Source organism: Pinirhizobacter soli (assembly GCF_015905305.1).
GTDB lineage: Bacteria > Pseudomonadota > Gammaproteobacteria > Xanthomonadales > Rhodanobacteraceae > Pinirhizobacter > Pinirhizobacter soli.
Genome location: NZ_JADZLQ010000004.1, coordinates 147,510 through 172,120, shown reverse-complemented (window position 1 = coordinate 172,120; position 24,611 = coordinate 147,510). Strand labels below are relative to the sequence as shown.

Here is a 24,611-nt window from a genome sequence, read left to right as displayed (position 1 = left end):
GCGGCAAATTTCTGCCGGCCATTGCACGGCGTTAACCAGGATTGTTCATAATCGGAGCATCAAAGGAGTGTCCATGAGTGCATTGCCACCGATTGACGACCGTGACATCCGCCGCGCCACGCTGGTCCAGTTGCTGCATTGGCTGGCCATCGGGCGGCTTCAGCCGCTGGAGCTGGCGGCAAGCTACCAGGATGCGATCAAGCGCCTCAATCCCGCGTTGAATGCCTATCTGGAGACATCCGACGCACTGATCCAGGAACAGGCCGTGGCGGCCGACCGGCGCCGACGCGATGGCGTGATGGGCCGCCTGGACGGCGTGCCGGTAGCCATCAAAGACAACTTCGACGTCGCCGGCCTTCCCACGCGCGCGGGCATGCGGCGGCGCAGCAAACCGGCGACCGACGACGCGCACGTGGTGGCGCGCCTTCGCGCCTCGGGTGCGGTGATCCTGGGCAAGACCAACATGGACGAAGGAGCACTGGGTGTCACCACCGACAACCCGCATCACGGCGCCACGCATAACCCGCATCGCCACGGCTACACGGCAGGTGGTTCATCCGGCGGCGCGGCCGTGGCCGTGGCCGCGGGCCTGGCGGCCGCGGCGGTGGGGTCCGATAGCCTGGGCTCGATCCGCATCCCGGCGAGCTACTGCGGCATTTACGCGATCAAGCCCACGCATGGGGAGATATCCGCCCGTGGCCTGGTGCCTGCGGCCAGGCGTCTTGATGCCGTGGGCATCCTCGCCCGCTCGGTGGACGACCTCACCCTGCTGTTGCAGGTGCTGGCCGGCTACGACGCGGACGACGCCCGCTCGCGCCGTCGTCGGGTGGCCTTTCAGCTCCCTGATTGGGAACCGGGCCACTTGCGCACCGGGCTATTGCCGGACCTCGCGCGCTTCGGCGTGCGGCCGGAAGTGATCGAGGTATTCAACCAGGCGCTGGAAAAACTCCCCCGTGAACTGGGCGAGCGCCGCGCCGTGGACTTCGACGACTGGGATTTCGCCCGCACCCGCCGCGCCGGCCTGTTGCTGATGGAATCGGAGATGCTCAATACCTTCGCCGAGGAATTGGCCGACGAGGCCTACCCGGTGTCCGCTCGTCTGCGCGGCATGCTCGACTACGCCCGGCACAAATCCGCCGCCGACTACGCCGCCGCGGACCTCGTGCTCGATGCCGCAACCTTGAAGATGCGTCGCCTGTTCGCCCAGGTGGATGTGCTGGTGATGCCGACCACGCCGCAGGGCGCGTTCCCGCTCAGCGATACGCCACCGGCTTCCCAGGCCGACCTCACCAGCTTTGCCAGCCTTGCCGGCTGCCCGGCGGTAAGCATCCCGATGGGCACGCTACCCGATGGCATGCCGATCGGCATGCAACTGGTTGGTGCGCGGGGGTCGGACCTGCGCCTGCTTGAGCTGGCGCAGGTGTGCGCTTCAACCCTTGATGCCGATCCGATCTATCCGGTACAGCCGCAGGCCTAGCGGGCCACCGACCAAGCCACCACTTCGGCCGCCAGCGCATCGCTGGCGCGTCCGAATGCCGCCACCACCTGGGGCACATCCTTGCCGGCCGCAGGCTCGCGTACTTCGAAATTCTTTGTGGCAAGAATCCGATGGTCGGCGGCATCCACCAGTTGCACGTCATAGCGCACCACGGCCACGGGCCCGCCGTTCTCGTATTCCGACTGGAACGATCGCAGCTGGCCGTCGAGCTCGCGGTCGGCGTGCAGGTTGGTGTCGTCGTTGCTGACCGCCGCCACCCTGCCGTCGGCGCGGAAAGTGTCGATCAGGCGGTCGCGCAACAAAGTGGGCGCGCGGTCGCTCCATCGCGACGCCTTGTACGTGGTGATCGTATCTTCGCCGGGCACCACCGCGATACGGTTGGAGTCGATCAGTCCCGAGGCCTGCGGCGTGGTCACCCGAAGCGTCCAGGTCACAGGCTTGCCCGTGGCGGCCGGCACTTTCGCCGACGGCAACAGGTACACGTTGGGCACTTCCGCCTTGGGCAGGATCGAACAACCTGCCAGCAGCGATAGCAGCAGCGCGCCGCTCGCGGTCCTGATCATCCACATGCTCATGGTACGAACTCCTTGCTCTTGTCGCGGCCCAGCAGGTAACGGCCGGGGTTTTCATCCAGTTGCCGGGTCACCTGTCGCAGGCCCGCAAGGGTCTGGCGCAATTCCCGGATGGCGGGACCGAGGTCGTTCAGGCCCTGCGCGCCGTTGTCCAGGGCGTCGTGGTTGCGGTTGAGTATCTGGTCCACGGTCGCCGTGGTGCGCTCGAGCGAGGCCATGGCGTTGCGTGCACTTTCCAGTGTCTGCCTGCCCGGACCGTCCACCAGCGTATCGGCATGGCGGATCAGCACCTGGGCCTGGGCAAGGGCCTGGTTGGCCTCCTTGCTGGCCGCGGTCATCTGCTCGATCAGGGTACGCAGGTTGCCGCGCTCGTCGGCGAGGGCGCCGGTGGCCTTCTCGATGTGGTCCAGCGTGTTCTGGATGCGGTTGATGTTCTCGTTGGACAGCAATTGAGTGGCGCGCAAGGCCGCCTGGCTGAGATTGGTCACCAGGTCTTCGCCGTTGGCGAACAGCTTGGCGAAGGGCGAAGGGTCGGCAATGATCACCGGCGGCGTGCCGTCGGTGGATACCAGCATATGGCTGCCCGGCGAGCCGCCGGAGAGCTGGATTACCGCAACGCCGGTGACGCCGGTGAGCGTGAGTTTGGCGCGGGTGTCCTGGCGGATCGGCACGTCGCCACCGGTGCGGATGCGCGCAATCACGCGCCGCGGATCGGCCGGATCAAGCTGCAGGCGGTAGATGCTGCCTACGCGGATGCCGTTGTATTGCACGGCGCCGCCCTTGGTCAGTCCCGTCACCGCCTCGTTGAAGATGATGTCGTATTCGTTATAGGCCTTGTCTGCGCTGGACTTCACCAGCCACAGGGAAAACCCCAGGCCGAGCGCCAGCACGATGACGGTGAACAGGCCGATCAGGATGTGATGCGCTCGGGTTTCCATGGCACACCTATATAGATAAGGAGGAACGCGCGGCGCGGCCGCGTGGACCGTGGAAATAATCACGTATCCACGGATCGTCGGTTGCCGCCACCTTCTCCAGGGTGTCGGCCACCAGCACGCGTTTTTGCGATAGCACCGCCACGCGGTCGCACGTGGTGTAAAGCGTGTCCAGGTCGTGCGTCACCAGGAATACGGTAAAGCCCAGGGCATTGCGTAGCGTCAACAGCAGCTGGTCGAAGGCCGCGGCGCTGATCGGATCCAGCCCCGCGGTGGGTTCGTCCAGGAACAATACTTCCGGGTCCAGCGCCAGCGCACGGGCCAGGGCCGCGCGCTTGGTCATGCCACCGGACAGCGACGCCGGGTACTTGCCGGCGGTGTCCATGGACAAGCCCACCAGTGCCAGCTTCACCGTGGCGAGCCGGGTGGCGTCCTCGCGGGTGAGCCCTGCGTGCTCGATCAGCGGCAGGGCGATGTTCTCGGCAACCGTCATCGAAGAAAACAGCGCGCCGTCCTGGAACAGTACGCCGAAGCGGCGTTCCAGTTGCGAGCGTTGCTCGGGCGGCAGCGCCAGGAGGTCCTGTCCGAACACCCGCACCGCACCCTCCGACGGACGCCGCAAGCCCACGATCGAGCGCAGCAATACCGACTTGCCGGTACCTGAGCCACCCACCACGCCAAGGATCTCCCCGCGGTACACGGTGAGGTCCAGGTGTTCGTGCACGGCCTGCTCGCCGAAGCGGTTGGTCAGGTCCCGCACCTCGACGATCGGCTCGCGCGCGTTCACCAGCCCATTCCCGTATAGAAGAGGGCGGCGATGGCATCGAAGAGGATCACCACGAAGATCGACTGCACGACCGCCGAGGTGGTGTGCTCGCCGACCGACTGCGCGCTGCCGGCCACCTTGAAGCCTTCCATGCAACCGATCACCGCGATCAGGAAGGCGAAGAACGGGGCCTTGGCGATGCCCACCAGGAACTGGCGGACGTGGATGTCCTCGTGGAACAGGTTGATGAACATGGTGGGCGTGATGCCCAGGGTGGCATAGCAAACCACCGCGCCCCCGACCACGCCGGCCATCATGGCAATGAAGGTCAGCAGCGGCAGCGACACAAGCAGGGCCAGCACGCGGGGCAGCACCAGGAGTTCCACCGGATCCAGGCCCAGCGTGCGGATGGCGTCGATCTCCTCGCGTGCCTTCATCGAGCCGATCTGCGCGGTGAATGCGCTGGCGGTACGCCCGGCGAGCAGGATCGCGGTCAGGATCACGCCGAACTCCCGTAGGAAGGCATAACCGACCAGGTCGACGGTGTAGATGGTGGCGCCGAAGTCCGCCAGTACCGTGGCGCCCAGGAAAGCCACCACCGCGCCCACCATGAACGACAGCAGTGCCACGATGGGCAGGGCATTGAGGCCCGTCTGCTCCACGTGCGACACCAGCGAAGTGACGCGCCAGTGCTTCGGGCGCCAGAAGTTGCGGCCCAGGGCCTCGAAGACGATGCCGACGAAGCCGAGCAGCAGCAGTGTCTGTTTGCCGAAGCTTTCCACCCCCGCGCCGATGCGGGCGAGGAAATCCTCAAGCCCCTTCGACCGTCGCGGCCGTGCCGGTTTGCAGTAGGCGGCCAGGGCGCTGCCCACGGTCTGCAGCAGCGCTGCGCGCTCGGCGGCCAGGCCGGTGCCTGCGGCCAGGCGCGCGACCCGTGCCGGGCCGAGCAGGTCCGCCAGCAGCGAAGCGCCAGCCGTATCCAGGGCGCCCAGGCCGGTGAAATCCACGGCGGTATGGTCGCTGACCTGGTTGCAACAAATACGCATGTGCGCGTGCAGCGAGGCGTAGTAGGGCAGGGTCCAGTCGCCGGCAACCACAAGGCGGCCCGTGCCCGACGATAAGTCGATGCTGGCCGTGCCTGGTGTCCCCTCGGTTGCCATGCGTGGAAGGCTAGCAAGATTCCAAGGATAATGACCGCTTCCCCATGCAATCGAGCCCAAGTCGATGACCCAGAAAACCGTCCTCAACGCCACCCATCGCGAGCTCGGTGCCCGCATGGTGGATTTCGGTGGCTGGGACATGCCCATTGCCTACGGTTCGCAGATCGAGGAACACCACGCCGTGCGCCAGGCCGCCGGCATGTTCGATGTGTCGCACATGACGGTGGTGGACCTCACCGGCGAGCGCACCCGGGCGTTCCTGAGGCATCTGCTGGCCAACAATATCGACAAGCTGACCAAGCCCGGCAAGGCGATCTACTCGTGCATGCTCAACGAACGCGGCGGGGTGATCGACGATCTCATCGCCTATTACCTGCGCGAGGATTTCTTCCGCCTGGTGGTGAATGCTTCCACCCGCGACAAGGACCTGGCCTGGATCGAGGCCCAGGCGGCGGCTTTCGGCGTGAACGTGCGCGAGCGCCCGGAATTCGCCATGATCGCCGTGCAGGGCCCGGCCGCCCGCGACATCGTGCTGGGGCTGCTGCCCGATGACAGCCGTGTGAAGGTCGCCAAGCTCGGCAAGTTCGTCGCCGCCGAGGTCGAGGGCCCCGACGGCATCCCGCTGTTCGTGGCGCGCACCGGCTACACCGGCGAGGAAGGCTTCGAGATCATCGTGCCCGATACCCGCGCGGTGCAGTTGTGGAAGGCGCTTGCCGAAGCCGGCGTCGCGCCCGCGGGCCTGGGTGCCCGTGACACGCTTCGCCTGGAGGCCGGCATGAACCTCTACGGCCAGGACATGGACGAAGACGTCACGCCGTGGGAGGCCAACCTCGGCTGGACGGTGTCGCTCGACGAGGGCCGCGACTTCACCGGCCGCGCCGCGCTCGAGGCGCAGAAGAACGCAGGCGTGCCGCGCACCATGGTCGGCCTGGTGCTCGACGAAAAAGGCGTGCTGCGCCACGGCCAGAAGGTGCTCAGCGCCGCCGGTGAGGGCGAGATCCTGTCCGGCAGTTTTTCCCCCACCCTCAATCGCGCGGTGGCCTTCGCCCGCATCCCGGTGGGTGAGCCCGGCGACGTGCGCGTGGACATTCGCGGCCGCGAAGTGCCTGTGCGCATCGTCAAATATCCCTTCGTCCGCGACGGTAAGCCGCAGGACGGCATCGTCATCTGATCCAGCATGGCGCCGGTTACAATCCGGCCCAACCAACACCCCAGGAGCACCCCATGAGCGAGATCCCCGGCGACCTGAAGTTCCTCAAATCCCACGAATGGGCCCGCGTCGAAGACGACGGCACCGTGCGCGTGGGCATCTCCGACCACGCACAGGGCCAGCTGGGCGACCTGGTCTACGTCGAGTTGCCGGAAGTCGGCGCCACCGTGCAGGCCGGCCACGGCACCGCGGTAGTGGAGTCGGTCAAGGCCGCCTCCGATATCTATTCCCCGGTGTCCGGCGAAATCGTCGAGGTCAACGAGGCGCTCAACGACAAGCCCGAGACGATCAACGAAGACGCCTATGGCGAGGGCTGGATCTTCCGCGTCAAGGTGGAAAACCGCGACGAACTGGAAGATCTCCTCGACGCCGATGCCTACGGCGAGCTCGTCGAGAACGACGACTGAAATCCGTCGCACCATTCACGCCGCGCACGGAATATTTTGCGCGGCGTGGGTGGTCGCCGTCGTGTTCTCTTTCGGCGTCGAACGTATCGCGCGAAGTGGTCGCCAGGGCATCGCCCGGCAGGCGCGCATGAACCCATCCAGGTGTCGCCGATCACCCCCGCGGGGTGTCCACGGGGTGTCTGGAGGGTCTTTCCGGAAATTTTTTTTACGCCCCGGTTGACTACCGTTCATCGCCCTGACGGCGGCGTTCGCGGACGTTCGGCGACGTGCGTTGCAGATCGCCAACGATGCGCGATCGAGTCGCGCAAAAAAAACACTGTTGTCATTAAAACTACTTAAATAAAGGGATTTTCATACCATAAAGCCATGGAATGGCAATTTATGTTTGGACTTCCATACGTCTTTCAATCGTGTCGCTGAAATGCCATCGAACCCCATCGCCAGGTGCCTGGTGACCCTCTGGGGGTGATCGCAACGCCTTCATTTCATGGCCAAAATTGATTGACACAGGGTATGGACAGGAATAGCTTCTGCAACAATTGACGGGGAACGGGTGATATGGGTACAGGAAAATTCGTTGCAGCGTACGTCGAACACGGTGCCAAAGCGGGTGCGGTCCGGAAGATCACGGTATCGATTCCACTCCACGTGTTGCGACTGCTCTCCGACGAACGCACTCGCCGACAAGTGAACAATTTGAGGCACGCGACGAATAGCGACTTGCTCGTCGAAGCGTTCCTCCATGCTTTTACTGGGCAACCACTGCCAACCGATGAGGAGCTGAAGAGAACTATGGCTACGACCAAGAAAACTGCAAAGAAAACCGCCCGCAAGAGCGCGGCCAAGAAGGCCGTCCGCAAGACCACCGCCAAGAAGGCCGCAACCAAGCGTCCGGCGGCCAAGAAGGCTGCAACCAAGCGTCCGGCCGCCAAGAAGGCCGTCCGCAAGTCTGCTGCCAAGAAGGCCGTGAAGAAGGCTGTAAAGAAGGCCCCTGCCAAGAAAGCTGCCAAGAAGGCTCCGCGCAAGGCTGCCGTGAAGAAGACGGCCGCTGCCAAGGTGGCTCGCGCTACCCGCACTGCCAAGAAGTAATAAGCGGTACCCAAATAACTAGAAGTCGTATTGATCGAATTTTCCCTCCCCGCGACGCCCAGCGCGGGGAGGGTACTTCGAAGCCCTTCGCCCCGGCCCTAAGCCGGGGCGCTTCGTTTGTGCGGCGCTAAAGTTATGGCCGTACCGGCCGATGGTTTGCCGTGGAGCGGTTTTTACGGTTTACTTCACGCGTCCGTGACGTGCCTACAGGTGCGCCGCGGGGAGAGCCACAGGGGGCTTTACAGGGGACAAGCCAGGTCGTGCGTTGCGATGGATGCCTGGCGCGCCGTTGCTTCGCCTGCGTGGATATCCCCGCACCCTTGCGGGCGGCGACCTTCAAGTTCCATCCATACCTCAAGTCGGTGGTGAGAGCACATGCACAAGCGTCGTCCGGTTTTCGCACCACGCCTGGTCCGCGGTTCGACCAGCCAGATGCTCATCGCCGTGGTCGCGGTGTTCTTCGCCCTCGCCGTTGCCGCCTACTTCCTGGTGTACCTGCCCAACAAGACCGCCGTCGAGCAGATCAACGGCACGCCCACCGTCGGCCAGGCGCCGGCCCACGCCACCAGCGTTGCCGCACCCACGGACGTGGATCGCCTGAGCGTCGACCAGCTTCTCTCCGAGGCCCGCAAGGCGATGAACGATCGCCGCCTGGTGGCCCCGGCCGGCAACAACGCCTACGAGTTCTACCTGAAGGCGCTCGAGCGCCAGCCGGGTAACGCGGTGGCCGCCGACGCGCTGCGCGAGACCTTCACCTTTGCCTCCAGTTCCGCCGAATCGGCGATCAACCAGCGCGACTTCGCCGAGGCCCAGCGCGAGATCGACCTGCTGGCCAAGGCGGATCCGGAAAACTACACGCTCACCATCCTGCGCTCCAAGCTCGATGCGCAGCGCAAGACGCTCGATCGCGAACAGCAGCAGCAGCTTGACCAGCAGCGCCAGGCGGCGCTGGTCCAGCAGCAACAGAAGGAAGCCGCGGCCCGCGCCCTGGCCGAGCAGCAAGCTGCCGCCGAAACCGCGCGCCAGCAGGCGGCCGCCGCCACCCAGGCCAAGACCGCGGCACCACGTGCGACGACGGCCCCGGGTGCGGCTGCGGGTAACGCTGCCGCGACCGCGGCCGCTCGCGCCACGCCCAGCGACGACGTCAAGATCACCGATGCGGTACTCACGCGCCGCGTCAACCCGCGCTACCCGACGGCCGCGCAGCGTGCCAACCAGGAAGGCTGGGTGGACGTGGAGTTCACCGTCAGCGGTACCGGCGGCGTGGACGGCGTAAGCATTGTCGATGCCCAGCCCAAGCACGTGTTCGACCGCTCGGCGATCGACGCGGTGAGCAAGTGGGAATTCACCCCGGCCACCCGCAATGGCGAGCCGATGCCGGTAACGATGCGCCGGCGGATCGAGTTCAAGCTCGGCCGCTAGTCGTCGTTCGGAGTTGCCTGCTTTTTCTTCTGTGCCGTCTTGGTGGCGCCGGCCTTGCCTGCCGGCTTCTTCGACGCCGTCGCCGCAGCCTTACCCTTACCGTGGGACCGGGCCGCGGGCGCAGCAGCGGTAGCCTTGCCCTTCGACGCCTTGCCCGTGCTGCGCGCCTTGGTGGCTATCGCCGGCACGATGCGCGTGGGCGCGGCGCCTTCAACACCCGCCCAGTCGACATGCGGTGCACCGATCAGGCCGTCGAGCACCATCGGCATCAGTCCCGAGGGCACCGGGCCGGTGGAGTTCCACAGCGTGACCACGCCCGCGTGGTATTTGGGGAAGAAGGCAATCATGGTGCGGTAGCCTTCCACCGCGCCGGCATGGAACACGAGCGTTTCCCCGGCATAGGTGTAGACGCGCCAGCCCAGTGCGTAGTCGGCCGAGGTCAGGCGCGCGGCGCGCCAGGGCGTGGCGCGGAGCTCCGATGGCGTGGACACCTCCGGTGCGTGCAGTACGTCCAGCACCGAGGACGGCAGCACATCCGGGTGCCCGCCCATCTGCGCGATCAGCCACTGCTCCATGTCGCGGATGGATGCGTTGACACCCGCGGCCGGAGCCACGCGATAGTAGTTTTCCTTCGGCTCGAAGGAGATCCAGCCGTGGCCGGCCGCGCGATGCGGACGCGCCCAGCTGGCGCTGGCCTCCAGTGAGTCACGGCCGTAGCTGGCGGTATCCATGCCCAGCGGCGCGAACACGCGGCGCTCCACCTGGCGGTAGAAGAAGTCGCCCGTCTGCGCGTAGACCACATCGCCGATCAGGCTGAAAGCCACGTTCTGGTAGCCGTAGCACTGGCCGACACCGCAGGCCAGGTCCACCTCGTCGAGCTTGCGGACGAGGTCCTCGTAGGACATGTTGCCCTCGAGCATGTTGTCGTAGGTGTTCTTGGGCAACCCCAGGCGCTGGCCCAGGATGTCGCGCACCGTGGCCTTCTGCGCTGCCTGCATGTCCTTCAACTTGAAGAAGGGCAGGGCGTCGACCAGCTTGGTGTCCCAGCTCATCCGGCCGTCGTGCACCAGGATGCCGGTGACGGCGGTGGCGAAGGCCTTGGACAGCGACGCCAGGCGGAACACCGTGGTGGGCAGCACTGGTGACCTGGTTGCCGCGTCCGCATAGCCGATGGTGTGCTCGAAGACGACCTTGTCGTCCACCACCACGGCAGTAGCCAGGCCCGCCACGGCATCGCGAGACTCCACGGTGTCCAGCCACGTCTTGTAGTTGTCGATCGTCTCCTTCACGCGTTCCGGCGGCAGGTGGGCTGCCTGCGGATCGGCGTGGACGACGACGGGGGCGGGTGGGGGCGCCGCCAGGGCCACGGTGGCGGGCAGGGCGGCGAGTACGAAGAGCAGGCTGAAGCGTAGTGGCATGCGGGAAAGACGACCGGCGTGGACAAGGGCTGCGAGCAGGAGCCGCATCGGCATTGTGGGGGACTTCGGCGCCTGTAACAACGTACGGTTTCGATCCATTCAGCGCCCGGTGTGCCGCAGCCGGCGTGATAGTCTGCGCAATAACGCCCGTGGAAATTCCTGATCGCATGAACCTTGAGCGACCGGCCACCGGAGCCACCGCCCGTGAAGGGCTGCCGTGGCTGCCCGCCCTGGCGTTTTTCCTTGTGCTGACGGCGTATTACATCATCCGCCCAGTGCGCGACCAGCTGATCGGTGCTGTGGGTTCCACCGCGCTTCCGTCGATTTATCTTGCCGTGTTCGTGGCAACTCTGCTGCTCACGCCCCTGTTCGGCTACACGGTGTCCCGGTTCCGGCGCGCGCCCCTGCTGGCCTGCAGCTACAGCTTCTTCATTGCCTGCCTGCTTGCATTCGTCCCGGCCTTCCTGGCCCAGGACCGCATCGGCGCCAGGAACCTGGGCAACGTCTTCTACGTCTGGACCACCGTCTTCAACGTTTTCGTGGTGTCGCTGTTCTGGAGCTTCATGGCGGACATCTACGACAGCGTCCGCGCACGCGCGGTCTTTCCCATCATCGCCATGGGTGGCATGGGCGGCGCATTGTTCGGCCCGGTGCTCACGTCCACTCTAGTCTCGTTGGTGGGTGTTGCGTCCCTGCTGGTGGTGTCGGCGTGCATGCTGACCTTGGCCCTGGGGTGCCTGCTGTGGATGTCACGCAGGCAGCCGCCGCGGCAGGGCACGGCTGTGGGGGAAGACGTGGCCATCGGTGGCTCCCTCCTGGCGGGGATGAAGGCGGCATGGTCGCAGCCCTTCCTGCGCAACATGGCCATCCTGATGCTTCTCAGCGATGGCATCGGTACCCTGGCCTACGCGCTGGTGGCCGATAGCGTGCACGCGACGATGCACGACAAGGTGGCCATCACCCAGTTCTACTCGCGGCTGGACTTGGCCATCAACCTCTTCGGCGCGTTGATGCAGTTCACCGTCACCCGCTGGGTGCTGGTGCGCCTGGGCGCGATGTGGGGGCTGATCATCCCTTCGGTGGTGAACGTGCTGTTGCTGTTGTGCGTGGCGGCGGCCAGCCACGCGGTGCTGGCCTTCCCGCTGCCATGGTTCGGTGGCGCAGTGGCGGTGAGCGTGTCGATGATCACCATCATGCAGGTGGTCACACGCGGCACGGCCTACGGCATGACCAAGCCCGCCAGCGACGCGCTGTACACGCGCGTGGCGCGCGAGGAACGCTACAAGGGCAAGAACTTCGTCGAGACCGCCGTCTGGCGCCTGGGCGATCTCCTGGTGACCTCCGGCGTGGTGGGGCTGCGTGCGCTGGGCGTGGGTGTCGCCGGCATGGCCTTGATCTGCACGTGTGGCTCGCTGCTTGCCACCTGGATCAGCCACAAGGCGGGTACATCGCCCGATCTCCTGCCGGAACCTGACGTTGGAACCCGCCGCGCGGCCTGACGTCGCGCGGCGTTCGATGCCTTCTAGGATGCAATGTACCGCTGCAACTGGTCGATTTCATGCGCCTGGTCGTCGATCACCGCCTTGACCAGGTCGCCAATGGACACCACGCCCACCACCTTGCCGCCGTGCACCACCGGCAGGTGGCGGATGCGGCCGTCGGTGCACAGGCGCATGCATTCATCGACGGTGTTGTCCAAGCCCACCGTCATCACCGGGGTGGACATGATTTCCGCCACCGCCGTCTGCGCGGATGACTTGCCCTGCAGGATCACCTTCCGCGCGTAGTCGCGTTCGGAGATCACGCCCACCAGCTCGCTGCCCTTGAGCACCACCAGTGCGCCCACGACATGTTCGGCCATGGCACGGATGGCCTCGTAAACTGGCGCGTCCGGGGCTACGGCGAATACTTCGCTACCCTTGCCTTGCAACAGATGCTTGACTTGCTGCATGTCCTTACCCCTCCGCGTGGAACGATGGGGTGAGTCTAGTCCCGCGCGTGGCCGGTTCGGTTATCGCCACGTGAAGCCAGCCGATCCTCGATGAAATAGATCGGTCGCGCCTTGCTCTCTGCGTAATTGCGGCCCACGTATTCGCCAATCACGCCCAGGGCCAGCAACTGCGCTCCGCCCAGGAACAGGATGACCACCATCAACGTGGGATAGCCGCGCACCGGGTCGCCGAAGGCCAATACCTTGACGATCACCCACAGCCCGTACAGGAAGGCCAGGCACGCAGCGCTCACGCCCACCCAGGTGGCCAGCCGTAGCGGTGCCGTGGAGAACGAGGTGATCCCCTCCATGGCCAGGTTCCACAGGCGCCAGTAATTCCAATGGGTTTTCCCGGCGTGGCGGGAGTGACGGTCGTAGACCACGGCGGTCTGCCGGTAGCCCACCCAGGTGAACAGGCCTTTCATGAAGCGCTGGCGCTCGCGCAGCTGGCGCAGGGCTTCCACGGCGCGGCGCGAGAGCAGGCGGAAGTCGCCGGTATCGCGGGGCACGGGGGTGTCGGAGAGCTTTTCCATCACGCGGTAGAACGCTTTCGATGTCAGGCGCTTCAAACCGCTTTCCCCCTCGCGCACGCGGCGCGTGGCGTAGACCACGTCGTACCCGGCGCGCCAGCGCTCCACCAGCTCGGGAATCACTTCGGGAGGGTCCTGCAGGTCCGCATCGATCACCACCACGGCGTCGGCGTCCACGTTGTCCAGGCCGGCGGTCATCGCTGCCTCCTTGCCGAAGTTCCGCGACAGGCGCAGCCCCGTGACGCGCGCATCGGCGGCGCCCAGTGCGGAGATGGCTGCCCATGTGCCGTCGCTGCTGCCGTCGTCGACGTAGAGCACCTGTGCCGTGCCGGGCATCGTATCCAGTACGGCAGCCAGCCGCGCGTGGAAGTCGCCCAGTCCATCGGCTTCGTTGTAAGCGGGCACCAGCACTGTAAGTTCCGTCATGGGTCAGCGTCCTTGTCGTGGCACGGGATGGTTCGAGGTGATGTAGGCCGGGCCACCCAGCTGGGACATCTGCTGGGTTATCCACGCCGTTCGCCGCATGACATAGGCGCTGGGCTTGTCCACGCGCAGGCGTCGCGGGTTGGGCAGCACGGCGGCCAGCATGGCCGCCTGCGTGGCCGACAGCCGTGCGGGCGGAACACGGAAGAACGCATCGCTGGCCGCGCCCACGCCGTAGATGCCGTTACCGAGCTCCACGATGTTCATGTATACCTCCGCGATGCGCCGCTTGGGCCATGTCAGCTCGATCAGTACGGTGAAATATGCCTCCAACCCCTTGCGGATGAAGCTGCGGCCATTCCACAGGAAAAGGTTCTTCGCCACCTGCTGGCTGATGGTGCTGGCGCCGCGCAGGCGTTTACCTTCATCCGCCGCATCGATGGCATCCTGGATGGCGTCGACGTCGAAGCCATGGTGGAAGGGGAATTTCTGGTCCTCGCCGGCGACCATTGCCAGTGGCACCAGCGGCGTCACTTCACTCGCCGGCACCCAGTGGTGGGTAAGATGAAAATTCGGCTCGCCCGTGGCAGCGGCCTCGATGCGGCGCTCGAGCATCATCGCGGAGGTCACCGGCGGCACGAAACGCATCACCAGCACGGCCAGCCAGGAGATCGCCACGAAGGCCAGCAGGGCAAGTCCGATCATGCGCAGCAGGCGGATCCAGAAAGGTCGTGAATGCGTGGGCATGGATCGGCCGGGCGGAGGATGAGGCAGAGTATACGTAGGCCCGTCATGGCCAGGCGGGAAGGTTGCCATTGAAGCCGCTTGCCCCCACCTAAGCGAGCTTGCCGGAGACTCCACGTGACAGATACCCCCACCTTTCCCACCGACGACGTCCTGTACCGCTTCCTGCTTGAGGAGGCCGGCGTGCGCGGCGCGTTGGTGCGCCTGGGCTCGAGCTGGCGTGAAGTGGCCTCGCGCGCCGACTACCCTGCGTCGTTGAAGAGCCTGCTGGGTGAAAGCCTGGCGGCCAGCGCGTTGTTGACGGGCAATATCAAGCTGGAGGGAACGCTGTCGGTGGAGTTCAAGAGTTCCGGCCCGTTGCGCCTGCTCTTCACCGAGTGCGCCGACCATGGCCGCCTGCGTGGACTGGCCCGCTGGCACGAGCCGCTTCCCGGGTCGCTGGACCTGGGGACCATGGAGAACGCCCTGATGGCCATCACCATCGGCAGCGCCGAGCGCGGCCAGCGTTACCAGGGACTGGTGTCGCTGGATAAACCGTCGCTGGCCCAGGCGTTGGAGGGGTACTTCACGCAATCGGAACAGTTGCCCGCGCGTATCCTGCTGGTGGCTGATGGCGACCACGCGGTGGGCTTGATGCTGCAGAAGATGCCTGGCGAGGGCGGCCATGGCGGCGTGTCCGACGACGATGCATGGAACCGCGTCAACCACCTCACCGACACGCTCACCCTGGCCGAGCTTGCTGCCACGCGTCCGGAAGAGTTGCTGTTCCGCCTGTATCACGAGGAGAACGTGCGCCTGTTCGAACCGCGCATGCTCGCCTTTGGCTGCAGTTGCTCGCGCGAACGCGTGCAAGCGATGTTGCGTTCGCTGGGGCGGGAAGAGGTGCAGGCCGCACTTGACGCCCGTGACGGCGAGATCGAGGTGATCTGCGAGTTCTGCGCGCAGCGCTACACCTTCGACAAGGTGGACGCCGAGCAAGTGCTTGCCGCCGATCCCGCGGCCGTGCCGGCGGCGCCGACGCGACTGCAGTAGCCCTGCGTTCTCGGCGGTGGGTCGTTGGGGTCAGAATAATGACTCTGACCCCTTCAAAAACTCAGGACGTTACGGCTGCCGGGCAGGCTCGGGCGTGGTGACCGGAGCGGGCGAAGTGGTCGGAGCGGGCGCCTCGGGCAGGTTGAGCAGGGGATCGGCCTGCTGTGCCTCGAGTGTGCGGATGTTCTGCTGCACCTGTTCCAGTTGCGAGCGGGTGCTGCGCAGATCCGAACTGAGCGCGGTGGCCTGTGCCTTGGCCTGCTGCTGCATCGCCGCGACCTGGGTGGCCTGTTGCTGACGATGCTGGGCGTCTTCCTGCAACTTGGCTAGCCGCTGCTGGTTGAGGTTCAGGAGTTTCTCGCCGTACTTGCGGCCGGCTTCCAATCGCACCGTGTCGATATCGGTCTGTGCCAATTGCTCGGTTTGCTGGGCGAAGGTTCGGTAGACCCGCTCGGCGTCGGCCACCACGTCGGACTTGATCACGCGCCAGTACTCCGCGTCGTGCGACAGCACCACGTAGTACACCAGGTGGTCGGCATCGAAGAGCAGGCTGGCCGCGTAGCTGCCGTTGGCCGTGCGGCGCAGTTCCGAGAGCGCGTGTTCGTCGACCAGGCGCCGCAGTTCGTCAGCCGTGGCACCGCTGATCTGTGCGGGACCGGTGGGCACGTCGGCCGTCGCCGGTGTGGCTGCCGGCGGCCGCGGGGCCGAGGCATGCTTGGTGGCGGCAAGAACCATGCCCACGGGGGCAAGGGCCAGCACAAGGCAGGCAGCCAGCTTGCAGGCGGTTGTCGTGGCCTTTCGAGTCATGCGGATTCCCTGCGGCCGTTATCGCGGTGAAACGGCACCTGAATCCATACTTTAATGGGTGAGACAGCTGTCCGCCACGCCGACGCGGCGATTTTTCCGTCCGATTTGACCCTGGCGGCCGCCAGCCAGGGCTGGTCCGACCCCTCCGGGGGTGCTCAAGCCGGTCGCGGCAGGGACCGCAGCCCAACCGCCCTGCGACCCGAATGCGCCTCGTGGGACCGCTACCTCGGTCAGTCTAGGTAATTGCCGATTTCGTGCAGCTATACACCCAGGTGTTTGCTCCTATAAATTCATTGGCGCCACAGCCTGAATGGAGCAATGCGCGTGGGCGGGGAAATCAGCGAGGGGGAAGGCGTGGTGCGATCGCTCGACCTTGCCGGAGTATCGGCAGTGTTGGGCGTTTGCGATGCGGATGTGGTGCTGCTGGGAGCGGCGGCACTGCAAGGTGAGGTGGTCACGCAACAGGCGGGCGATTGTGTGTTGATCACCGGCTGTTACGGCTTTTCGTTCCGGGCCAGCTTCACGCTGCCCGAGGACATGAGCCTGGTGGCTTACATCCATGACACCGCGCCGCAGAGCTGGTGCCACGGCGTGGGGCTTGAACCAGGTTCGGCAATCACCGTGCTTCCCGAGGGGGACAGTGAAGTGCTGCTGGTTGCCGGTTGCCGCTGGACATTGATGCTGCTGCCCGCAGCCACGCTGCGCGCGGAGTTTGCGGCGCTGTCGCCCGACAACCCGGAGCCCAGCGCGCACCGCCTGCGGATGTTCATCGCCGGCCACGCGGGAGAGGCCCGATCACTGGGCGATGGCTACGACACACTGCGCTCGCGCCTGGAAAGCGGCGAGTCGGCGGGCGAACTGGTGGCGCCGCTGCTTCGACGACACCTGGCGGCGACGCTGGGCGCTACGGCGGAGGACCGCCCGGTCTCCTCTCGCGGCCGCCGGGCGCATTACGTCACGGTGCGCCGCGTGGAAGACTTCATGCGCGCGAACCTGCGGCGCGACATCTACATCCAGGAGCTATGCAACGCCGCCGGCGCCAGCGAGCGTGCGCTGCGCTATGCCTTCGACGACCTGGTGGGCATTCCGCCCAATCGCTACCTGTCGCTGCTGCGCCTTTGCGCGGCCTATCGCAGCTTGACGCAGGCCGACGCCAGCCGCCGTTCGGTGAAGTCGGTGGCCTTGAGTTGCGGCATGTGGGATCTGTCGCGTTTCGCCGAGCATTACCGGCACACCTTTGGCGAATTGCCGCGCGCCACCCTGGTTCGCAGCCAGCAGGGCGAACTCGCCGGACATTGACCATCTGCCCGCGACTTGCGATTGGTTGTCAATGACGCTGTACTTGCACCTACGGCGGCAAGGCGGGGTGGGAAGGCAACCATGGGGAAGGCGGCGGGCGGATCGTCAGGGAAGCGCGCAGGCGTCGCCAGGGGCACCTGGCTGGCGTGCATGGGCGCCGCACTCGCGGCGCCCGCGTTCGGCCAGCAGACGGCGCCCCAGCTGGACGACCTCACCCGTACGATGACGCAGTACTCCCAGCCGAAGGCCAATGCGCAGGCTCCTGCGGCGACCACAGCGAAAGCTTCGGCGTCGGAGCCTGGCAAACATTCCCGGCGAAGCGTTGCACAGCCAAAGCCCGAGAAGCCGGCCCGTTCCGGGCACAAGCCCGTCGTGGCGGCAGCGAAACCTGTATCGCCGTCCAGCGAGGCGGCCATGTCCGGGCAGGCGCTGGCTGCGGCGGTTCGTGCAACACCGGCGCCATCGGCGCCGAAGGTAGCCACGACCATTCGTTCGCAACCACGGACAACGCCGCCGGTCGTTGCGGCTTCCGCCGCTCCGGTCGTAACGTCCACCATGGCGCCCGCGCCGACGTCGAAAGTCAGCGTTACGGCCCCCGTCGTCGTCGGGCAGGAAAATGGCGATGCGCCCTTCTGGAGGCGACCATGGAGCTGGGTGGCCGGTGCCGTAGTGCTCGCCTTGCTGCTGGTGGAAGTGGTGGGTTGGCGTCGCCACCACCGCCGCAAACACGACGCCAAGGTGCTTGCCAACATCGTGCCCACGGTGCGGCCGGGGGATCGCGAAGCCGATTACCATCCCCGGTCCTCGCAGCCACCTGATCGACCTCGTGAGTTTGGAGCCGGCTAGGCGAGCATGCCTATGACGTGTCGTTGATTTCCGTGAGTGGCCGCTAGGTGTATAACCTCAACTTAACGACGAATTCGCGGAGTGACGGTGGCGTCAACATCGGGGAAGGCATGCAGGAAGGAGGAAGTGACCCAGGGAACAGGGCGCACGTCGTCATGGCGCGCGACCGGGACGAAGATCCTGCTTGCTTTCGCGGTTCTGGGTTCGCTCGCTGCGTGCGTGGAAGCTCCAAGGCACGCATCTTCACCGTCGGCGGAGCCGTCCATCGCGTTCCCGGACCCGGCCGGTGCCGCCATTCCCGGGGGTGTCTTCGTCGACACGTCCAAGCTGGCCCAGGTGCAGCCAGGGCTGGCGCGCTCGCAGGTATATGCGCTGCTCGGCATGCCGCATTTCCACGAGGGCATGGATGCACCGCACTGGAATTACGTCTTCAATTATCGTGACGATGCCGACCAGGTACAGCAGTGCCAGTTCCTGGTGGCATTCGACACGGACGACCGCGTCAACGACATGCACTGGCAGCCTGACGGCTGCCAGGAGCGTCTGCTTGCCAAGGCGACGAAGGCACCGCCGATAGCGAGATGGCAGCCCAAGGCACCGGTTGTGACCACACCACCACCCGCACTGGTGCCGGCTCCCGCGGCGCCTGTACCAGCTGAGCCTGTGGTTGCGGCAGCAACAGCGCCGCCGCCCATCACCACGACCCCCGCCGCACCGGTTGCTGCCCCGACGCCGACGCCGACGGCTCCGCTGCCATCGACCTCGCCACCGGCAACGCCACCGCCTCCCGTCGCCCCGACCGCTGCAGCGCCAGTCGCCACGCCGACGCCAGCGGCTTCGCCATCGACAACCATACCGCCGGCCAGTGACGTCACGCTTGCCGCCACCAGCCAGGCTTCGCTGCCGTCGCCTGCGACGGCGCCCGCGCCTCCCGTGCCCACGGCGGCGTCTACTCCGGCGGCCATTCCAGCAACATCTCCAGCGCCTGTTCCAGCACCCACGGCGCAGGTAATCGTGGCCTCGTCCGCCTCCACGGCCTCCGCGCCGCTGGCGCCCATGCCGCCGGTCACGCTTTCGAGCGATGCAGCTTTTGCACCGGGCTCGGCGAAGCTCACGCACGCCGGCCGCGAGCGCCTGGACATGATGCTGCTATCGGTCCAGGTGCCCACCCAGTTCCACGAACTTCAGGTGGTGGGTTTCAGTGACCGCACCGGTACGGCGAAGAACAACCTCAAGTTGTCGCAAAGGCGAGCGGAGGCCGTACGCAGGTACCTGGTGGAAGGTGGCGTGCCCGCCGATAGCATCACGGCGATCGGCAAGGGTGAGCGCGAGCCCAAGGCCGAGTGCGGCAAGAAGAAGGGCAAGGCCTTGTCCGAATGCCTGGCTCCGGACCGCCGCGTCGAGATCAACGGCCTGGCGCCCGACGCGATCTCGCATTGATCAACGCCGTCAGGCGCTGATCTTCCCCGGGGCGTGCAGCCAGGTGGTGGCGGGCGCCGGCTGGGCGAACAGGAAGCCCTGGCCGAACTTGCAGCCCACTCGCATCAGCGCGGCACGCTGCACAGGCGTTTCGATGCCCTCGGCAATCACCTGCATCTTCAGCGAATCGGCCAGCGCCTGGATGGCCCGGACCACGGCCGCACCCTGGCTGTCGTTTTCGTCGCTGAGCTGGATCACGAAAGAGCGGTCGATCTTCAATGTCTCGATCGGGTACTGGTGCAGGTAGCTCAGGCTCGAATAGCCCGTGCCGAAATCGTCCAGCGCGATGCCCACGCCCTTGTCGCGAAGATTGTTCAGGATGCTCTTCACCTGCGCGGGGTTTTCCAGCAGTGCGCGCTCGGTCACTTCCACGCGGATCGTGCGCGGCGGAACCTGGTGCTCGGCAAACAGTGCCAGCAGGCGTTCATCCAGGTCCGGCGAACGGAAATGACGGCCGGACACATTGATGCTGACAAAGCCTTCGTCGCGCGTGAGCGCACGTGCCTGTCGGCATACCTGTTCGAAGATCTGCCAGTCGATGGCCTCGGCGCAGCCGGTTTCCTCGGCCACGTTGAGGAACTCGCCGGGCGCCAGCAGGCCGCGCTCGGGATGGCGCCAGCGCATCAGGGCCTCGTAGCCCACGATGCGCCCGTCTTCGAGCTCCACCACGGGCTGGAAGAAGGGCACGAATTCATTGCGGGCCAGCGCGCGGCGGAGATCGCCTTCCAGCTCCAGCAGGCTCAGCGCCTCGCGGCGCAGGCCATCGTCGAACACGGCGGCGCGGTGGCGGCCCTCGTCCTTGGCGCGGTACATGGCCGAATCGGCGTCGCGCAGGAGATCTTCCGGGCGCTGGTAGTCGGGGCCGGGCATGGCGATGCCGATGGACGCGGAGGTGAAGATCTCCTTGGCGCCCAGGCGGAAGGGCGTTTGCAGCTCCTGGATGATGCGTTCGGCGATCTGCATCGCCTGCGCGGGCTCGGTGATGCCCTCGGCCAATACCGCGAATTCGTCGCCGCCCAGGCGCGCAACCACATCGCGGGTCTTGAGGCATGCGCGGATGCGTCCACCCACCTGGAACAGCAGGTCGTCGCCCACCAGGTGGCCGACCGAATCGTTGATCACCTTGAAGCGATCGAGGTCGACGAAGAGCACCGCGAAGGTTTCGGCGGTGTTGGCGTGGTAGTGCGACAGGGCTTGGTCCAGGCGCTGCAGCAGCAGCGTGCGGTTGGGCAGGCCCGTCAGTGAATCGTGCAGGGTTTCGTACTTCAGGCGGCGCTCGACGCGCTCGCGTTCTGCGATCTGTTCGCGAAGGTCGCGGTTGGCCAGGGCCAACGCGCGGGTACGCTCGGTGACGCGGCGCTCGAGGCTGGCATAGGCCTGCTTGAGCGATTCGGTGGTGTGCTTGCGCTGCAGTGCGTTGGCCACGTGGTAGCTGACGAACGTAAGCAATTCCTGGTCGCGCGGGCTGTACGTGTGCTCGGGCGAATAGCTCTGCACGGCCAGCACGCCCATCGAGCGTTCGCCCCAGATCAACGGCACGCCCAGCCAGTGCAATGAACGCGCGCCCGAGGCCACCAGGATGCCCTCCCGGTGCAGGCGGTCGATCTCGTCGCGGTCGGCGAGCAGCGCCTTACCGCTGCGCAGGACGTATTCGGTAAGGCCGCGACCCAATTCGCGCTGGTTGCGCGCGCGGTCGAGTTCGTCCACGGAATAGGGGAAGCTGAGCTTGGACTGATCGTCCGTGAGCAGCGCGATATAGAAGTTCCGCGCGTAGAGCAGGCCGCCGATGACGCGATGCACGGCGGCGTAGAAATTCTCCAGGCTTTCCGAGGCGTTGGTGAGCTCGGCGATGCGGAACAGCGCCGACTGCAGCCGCTCGCCCCGCTGGCGTTGCAGCACCTGCTGGCGCAGCACGCGGTTGGCTTCGCGCAGGGCCGCGGTACGCGTGGCCACGCGGCGTTCGAGTTCCTCGTGGGCTTGGCGGCGTTCCAGCGCGGTCTGCACATGCTGCGCCACGTAGGCCAGCAGTTCCCTGTCGTTTTCGGTGTAGCGGGTGTCATCGCGATAGCTCTGCACCACCAGCGCGCCCACCACGCGCTCGCCGCGCTTCATCGGCACGCCGAGCCAGTCGGCACAGGATGGACCCTGGCGGCGATGCGGGCCTTCGATGCGCTGCTCGAGGTCTTCGCTGGCGCCCATCATCGGGCGGCCGTTCTTGAGCAGGTACCAGGTAAGGCTGTGTTCGATCGTGGCCAGCGGTGCGACCGCTTCATGATCGGGGATGTCAGGGTCGGCGGAATCGACGAAGTAGGCGAAGCGCACGGTTTCGTTCTGCGCGTCGTACAACACGATGAAGAAGTTCTCCGCATACATGAGGCTGCCGACGATCGCGTGTAGCGCGCTCATCATGTCCTTCATATTGTGCTCGGCGCTGGCCTGTTCGGCAATCGCGTAGAGCGCGCGCTGCAGGCGTTCTGCCAGCGCCAGGCGGGAGATCGCCTCGTACAGGTTGGCGGTTTCCCCCAGCTGGCGCAGGCGCGCGGCGGCAAGGCGGCCCAGCCAGTCGATCTTCTCGCCCCAGGCAGGATCGGCACCGGCGTCCAGCGGGGAGGCTACGCGTAGCTCGCGCTTGCCGTGGGTGTCCTCGGCCAGCAGCAGGTCGATACTTTCCCGGAACTCGTCGGTGCTATCGCCCGCCCGCCAGTAAACGACGGCATCCGGCAGCGATTGGCGCGCAATGTCTTCGATTATGTCGCGAACGGCTGCCATATCGACGGCTGCGAACAATTGTTCGATGGCCTCGCGCGGGACGTCGTCCGGCAGCCCCTGGAAGGGGCTGAGTTCGGCGCTGGTTGTCGACGCGAGCGTCATGCGTGCGTGGATCCGGGCAAGTTAGTATTCAGTTTATATCCGCGTCTTTCCCCGAAGGCGAGGAAAATGGGTGAAACGGGGGAACCAACGATGCTTCCCCTATGTCTTTTTCGACTATCTTGGCCCCAACTTGAGTCTGGGGGACTGTTAGTTATTTGTAAAACGCGGTATATTCGGGTTGCTGCCGTCCGTGGGGGAGGGTGGCCCGACAACCGGGACCAAATTCCGACGTGTTCTCATTGCGCCGTTCCATCGCCATGTTGTTGATTTCGCTGCCGCTTGCGGCCGTGGGTCAGACCGTGGCCGGTGCAAATCCAGGCACGGATGCGGCCAAGTTGCTTAACCAGCAGCCTGATCGCATGGCCGAAATCGGCCCTGGTCTAGCAGTACCCCTGTGGCGCGCCCCTGATGGCCGCATGGTGGCCCTGCAGGCGGAATCGAGCAATAGCCGCGTGGGTGACATCAACCCCATTACCTTCAGTGCGGTCGATGCGTCCACGGCGCTTTCCACGCGCCTGAACTACGACCTGGGCAAGAATCTCACGGCCCATGCCGGCGTCACCGACCATTCGTGGGTCAATACCGCCGATGCCTGCGCCACGCCCAACAACGCCGCCTGCGTTGCTGGTGGCACGCCGCCGCGCATCATCGCCAGCGAAATCGGCGCCTCTTACAATATCTCCGGTTATAGCCTGGGCTTGGGTGTGGGTTCGTCGCGGACGTCCGACACCACGTTGCCGCGTGTGCTGCCGGGCACGCCTGGTGCTTGGACGTCAAACGGATTGCCGCTGTCGGCGCTGGGCAGCAGTACCCAGATCAACGCCCAGGGACGCGTCCCGTTCGACGGCAAATCCGGTCTGGATGTCGGTGCCAGCGTCGGTCGCATCCGACTGTTGCCGGGCAACCTGCTGGGCATCAGCACGGTCGACCAGAAAGCCCTGAGCCTTGGCGTGGATCGTGGTCCGCTGTCGGGCAGCATCGTCGGTCGCGTGATGCAGCCGGAGGCCGGCGCGATCAACCAGCTCAATGCCGATCGCCGCTGGAGTGCGATCGACCTTGGCGTCACCGTGAAGCTGCCCTGGAAGGGCCAGTTGAGCATCGGTGCGCAGAACGTGTGGTCCAGCGGCAACGCACCCACACCCGCCGCTGGCCCAGAGCCTGATCAGTCGCGCACGCCGTACGTGCAGTACCACCAGGACCTTTAAGGCCTCTACTGGCCCTTGCGGATCTTCAGGTCGCCGGAGAAGGTCTCCACGTGCAGCTTGCCGTGTCCGCTACCGGCGGTGGCATTGAGTTCGCTTCCGGGGCCATCTTCGCCCTTCGTCGCCTCGCCGAAGTCGCTGCGCAGCTGACCGCTGAAGGTATTGGCGGTGATCTTCGCCGACAGAGCGGCCGGCACTACTACCTGCACATCGCCGCTCATCGAGTCGATGGTGATGCTGCCGTCGCCCTCGATCCCTCCGCCAAGTTGCAGGTCGCCCGACACGGTGCTCAGTTCCGCCTTGCGGTAGGGGCCGCCATTGATGTTCATGTGGCCGGACACCGTCTCGGCCTTCAGCGTGCTGCCCACCGACGGCGCGTTGATGTCACCGCTCACCGTCTGCAGCTCCACGTCGCCGGCGTGGCCGCCCAGGTCGATGCTGCCGCTGACGGTATTGAGGTTGATGCCGCTGGTCCGTGCATTCATGCGCACACGGCCGCTGACGCTTTGCACATCCACCTTGCCGCCGTCCAGGCCGTCGATGGTGACCGGTGCGCTGACGACATTGATATCCAGCGAAACGCCCTTGGGCACGCGGACGTTGAGTACCGTCGAACCCATGCGGTTGTCGGATTTCCAGTTGAACCAGTTGCCGTTCTCGCCGCCGGACACCTTGATTTCCAGGTCGCGGTCGTCGCCTTCGATCTTCAGCGGGCGGGCACCGGAGCCGAGCGAACCTGACACTTCCACCTGGGGCTTGTCCCAGGCGGTGACGGTAACTTCGCCCTTGACGTTGTCGATGCTGATATGGGCGTTGGGGCGCGCCGCGGCGGTCAGGTTGATCGGCGAGTCGGCCATGGCCTGGCCGATGGCCAGGGTGAGCAGCAGGGGGGTGTAATGGATGATCTTCAT

General features: G+C 65.8%; 22 protein-coding genes. 11 read left to right on the top strand and 11 right to left on the bottom strand.

The window, feature by feature from the left end; genetic code table 11:
* The first annotated feature begins 73 nt into the window (after window positions 1-73).
* Entirely contained in the window at window positions 74-1,477 is a 1,404-nt protein-coding gene (locus NDK18_RS17470; protein WP_250624155.1) for an amidase, read from the top strand.
* On the opposite strand, the gene NDK18_RS17465 is transcribed toward NDK18_RS17470, so the two are convergent.
* The 4 genes from NDK18_RS17465 to NDK18_RS17450 are packed head-to-tail and all read right to left on the bottom strand — an operon-like array spanning window position 1,474 to window position 4,931.
* Window positions 1,474-2,073: an ABC-type transport auxiliary lipoprotein family protein gene (locus NDK18_RS17465; protein WP_250624154.1), complete on the bottom strand. Its 600-nt coding sequence runs from the start codon at window positions 2,071-2,073 to the stop codon at window positions 1,474-1,476. The genes NDK18_RS17470 and NDK18_RS17465 overlap by 4 nt on opposite strands.
* Window positions 2,070-3,008 (bottom strand): MlaD family protein, encoded by a 939-nt coding sequence (locus NDK18_RS17460; RefSeq protein WP_250624153.1) that lies wholly within the window; start codon window positions 3,006-3,008, stop codon window positions 2,070-2,072. The genes NDK18_RS17465 and NDK18_RS17460 overlap by 4 nt, the downstream gene beginning before the upstream one ends.
* A gap of 7 nt (window positions 3,009-3,015) precedes the next feature.
* Window positions 3,016-3,795: an ABC transporter ATP-binding protein gene (locus NDK18_RS17455; protein ID WP_425502714.1), complete on the bottom strand. Its 780-nt coding sequence runs from the start codon at window positions 3,793-3,795 to the stop codon at window positions 3,016-3,018.
* A complete protein-coding gene (locus tag NDK18_RS17450; protein ID WP_250628506.1) occupies window positions 3,789-4,931 on the bottom strand; it encodes an MlaE family ABC transporter permease in 1,143 nt (380 codons plus the stop codon). The genes NDK18_RS17455 and NDK18_RS17450 overlap by 7 nt, the downstream gene beginning before the upstream one ends.
* A 64-nt stretch (window positions 4,932-4,995) precedes the next feature.
* Between NDK18_RS17450 and gcvT the strand changes: the two genes are divergently transcribed.
* From gcvT to NDK18_RS17430, 4 genes are all read left to right on the top strand, one after another.
* Window positions 4,996-6,102: a glycine cleavage system aminomethyltransferase GcvT gene (gcvT, locus tag NDK18_RS17445; protein WP_250628505.1), complete on the top strand. Its 1,107-nt coding sequence runs from the start codon at window positions 4,996-4,998 to the stop codon at window positions 6,100-6,102.
* Window positions 6,103-6,155: 53 nt separating this feature from the next.
* Window positions 6,156-6,548: a glycine cleavage system protein GcvH gene (gene gcvH / locus NDK18_RS17440; RefSeq protein ID WP_250624149.1), complete on the top strand. Its 393-nt coding sequence runs from the start codon at window positions 6,156-6,158 to the stop codon at window positions 6,546-6,548.
* Window positions 6,549-7,106: 558 nt separating this feature from the next.
* Window positions 7,107-7,637, top strand: coding sequence for a met regulon transcriptional regulator MetJ (metJ, locus tag NDK18_RS19440; protein ID WP_343219654.1), 531 nt, complete (start codon window positions 7,107-7,109; stop codon window positions 7,635-7,637).
* 375 nt (window positions 7,638-8,012) lie between these two features.
* On the top strand, window positions 8,013-9,059 hold the full coding sequence (locus NDK18_RS17430; RefSeq protein WP_250624148.1) for an energy transducer TonB: 1,047 nt from the start codon (window positions 8,013-8,015) through the stop codon (window positions 9,057-9,059).
* Here NDK18_RS17430 and NDK18_RS17425 read toward each other — a convergent pair.
* Window positions 9,056-10,531 (bottom strand): serine hydrolase domain-containing protein, encoded by a 1,476-nt coding sequence (locus NDK18_RS17425; RefSeq protein ID WP_250624147.1) that lies wholly within the window; start codon window positions 10,529-10,531, stop codon window positions 9,056-9,058. The two genes, NDK18_RS17430 and NDK18_RS17425, sit on opposite strands and share 4 nt — an antisense overlap.
* Before the next feature lie 113 nt (window positions 10,532-10,644).
* On the opposite strand from NDK18_RS17425, the gene NDK18_RS17420 reads away from it, so the two are divergent.
* Window positions 10,645-11,976 (top strand): NTP/NDP exchange transporter, encoded by a 1,332-nt coding sequence (locus NDK18_RS17420; RefSeq protein ID WP_250624146.1) that lies wholly within the window; start codon window positions 10,645-10,647, stop codon window positions 11,974-11,976.
* A 23-nt stretch (window positions 11,977-11,999) separates the two neighbouring features.
* Here NDK18_RS17420 and NDK18_RS17415 read toward each other — a convergent pair whose 3' ends face one another.
* The 3 genes from NDK18_RS17415 to mtgA are packed head-to-tail and all read right to left on the bottom strand — an operon-like array spanning window position 12,000 to window position 14,167.
* Window positions 12,000-12,428, bottom strand: coding sequence for a CBS domain-containing protein (locus tag NDK18_RS17415; RefSeq protein ID WP_250624145.1), 429 nt, complete (start codon window positions 12,426-12,428; stop codon window positions 12,000-12,002).
* 35 nt (window positions 12,429-12,463) lie between these two features.
* Window positions 12,464-13,423: a glycosyltransferase family 2 protein gene (locus NDK18_RS17410; RefSeq protein WP_250624144.1), complete on the bottom strand. Its 960-nt coding sequence runs from the start codon at window positions 13,421-13,423 to the stop codon at window positions 12,464-12,466.
* Between the two features lie 3 nt (window positions 13,424-13,426).
* Window positions 13,427-14,167, bottom strand: a complete 741-nt coding sequence (gene mtgA / locus NDK18_RS17405; RefSeq protein ID WP_250624143.1) for a monofunctional biosynthetic peptidoglycan transglycosylase — start codon at window positions 14,165-14,167, stop codon at window positions 13,427-13,429.
* Between the two features lie 114 nt (window positions 14,168-14,281).
* On the opposite strand from mtgA, the gene hslO reads away from it, so the two are divergent.
* Window positions 14,282-15,196 carry an Hsp33 family molecular chaperone HslO gene (hslO, locus tag NDK18_RS17400; protein ID WP_250624142.1) on the top strand — a complete coding sequence of 305 codons (915 nt, stop codon included), beginning with the start codon at window positions 14,282-14,284 and terminating at the stop codon, window positions 15,194-15,196.
* Between the two features lie 69 nt (window positions 15,197-15,265).
* Here hslO and NDK18_RS17395 read toward each other — a convergent pair whose 3' ends face one another.
* Window positions 15,266-16,003, bottom strand: a complete 738-nt coding sequence (locus NDK18_RS17395) for a DUF2968 domain-containing protein (protein WP_250628504.1) — start codon at window positions 16,001-16,003, stop codon at window positions 15,266-15,268.
* 324 nt (window positions 16,004-16,327) lie between these two features.
* Here NDK18_RS17395 and NDK18_RS17390 point away from each other — a divergent pair, with 324 nt between their 5' ends.
* The 3 genes from NDK18_RS17390 to NDK18_RS17380 all read left to right on the top strand — a co-directional run bounded on the left by NDK18_RS17390 (window position 16,328) and on the right by NDK18_RS17380 (window position 19,588).
* Window positions 16,328-17,302 (top strand): AraC family transcriptional regulator, encoded by a 975-nt coding sequence (locus NDK18_RS17390; protein WP_250624140.1) that lies wholly within the window; start codon window positions 16,328-16,330, stop codon window positions 17,300-17,302.
* A 150-nt stretch (window positions 17,303-17,452) separates the two neighbouring features.
* A complete protein-coding gene (locus NDK18_RS17385; protein WP_250628503.1) occupies window positions 17,453-18,148 on the top strand; it encodes a hypothetical protein in 696 nt (231 codons plus the stop codon).
* 126 nt (window positions 18,149-18,274) lie between these two features.
* Window positions 18,275-19,588, top strand: a complete 1,314-nt coding sequence (locus NDK18_RS17380) for an OmpA family protein (protein ID WP_250628502.1) — start codon at window positions 18,275-18,277, stop codon at window positions 19,586-19,588.
* Window positions 19,589-19,597: 9 nt separating this feature from the next.
* Here NDK18_RS17380 and NDK18_RS17375 read toward each other — a convergent pair whose 3' ends face one another.
* Complete coding sequence (locus NDK18_RS17375) at window positions 19,598-22,396, bottom strand: bifunctional diguanylate cyclase/phosphodiesterase (RefSeq protein WP_250624454.1); 2,799 nt, start codon at window positions 22,394-22,396, stop codon at window positions 19,598-19,600.
* 332 nt (window positions 22,397-22,728) lie between these two features.
* On the opposite strand from NDK18_RS17375, the gene NDK18_RS17370 reads away from it, so the two are divergent.
* Window positions 22,729-23,703, top strand: a complete 975-nt coding sequence (locus NDK18_RS17370; protein ID WP_343219752.1) for a hypothetical protein — start codon at window positions 22,729-22,731, stop codon at window positions 23,701-23,703.
* 5 nt (window positions 23,704-23,708) lie between these two features.
* Here the strand turns inward: NDK18_RS17370 and NDK18_RS17365 are convergent, their stop codons facing one another.
* Complete coding sequence (locus NDK18_RS17365; RefSeq protein ID WP_250624137.1) at window positions 23,709-24,611, bottom strand: DUF4097 family beta strand repeat-containing protein; 903 nt, start codon at window positions 24,609-24,611, stop codon at window positions 23,709-23,711.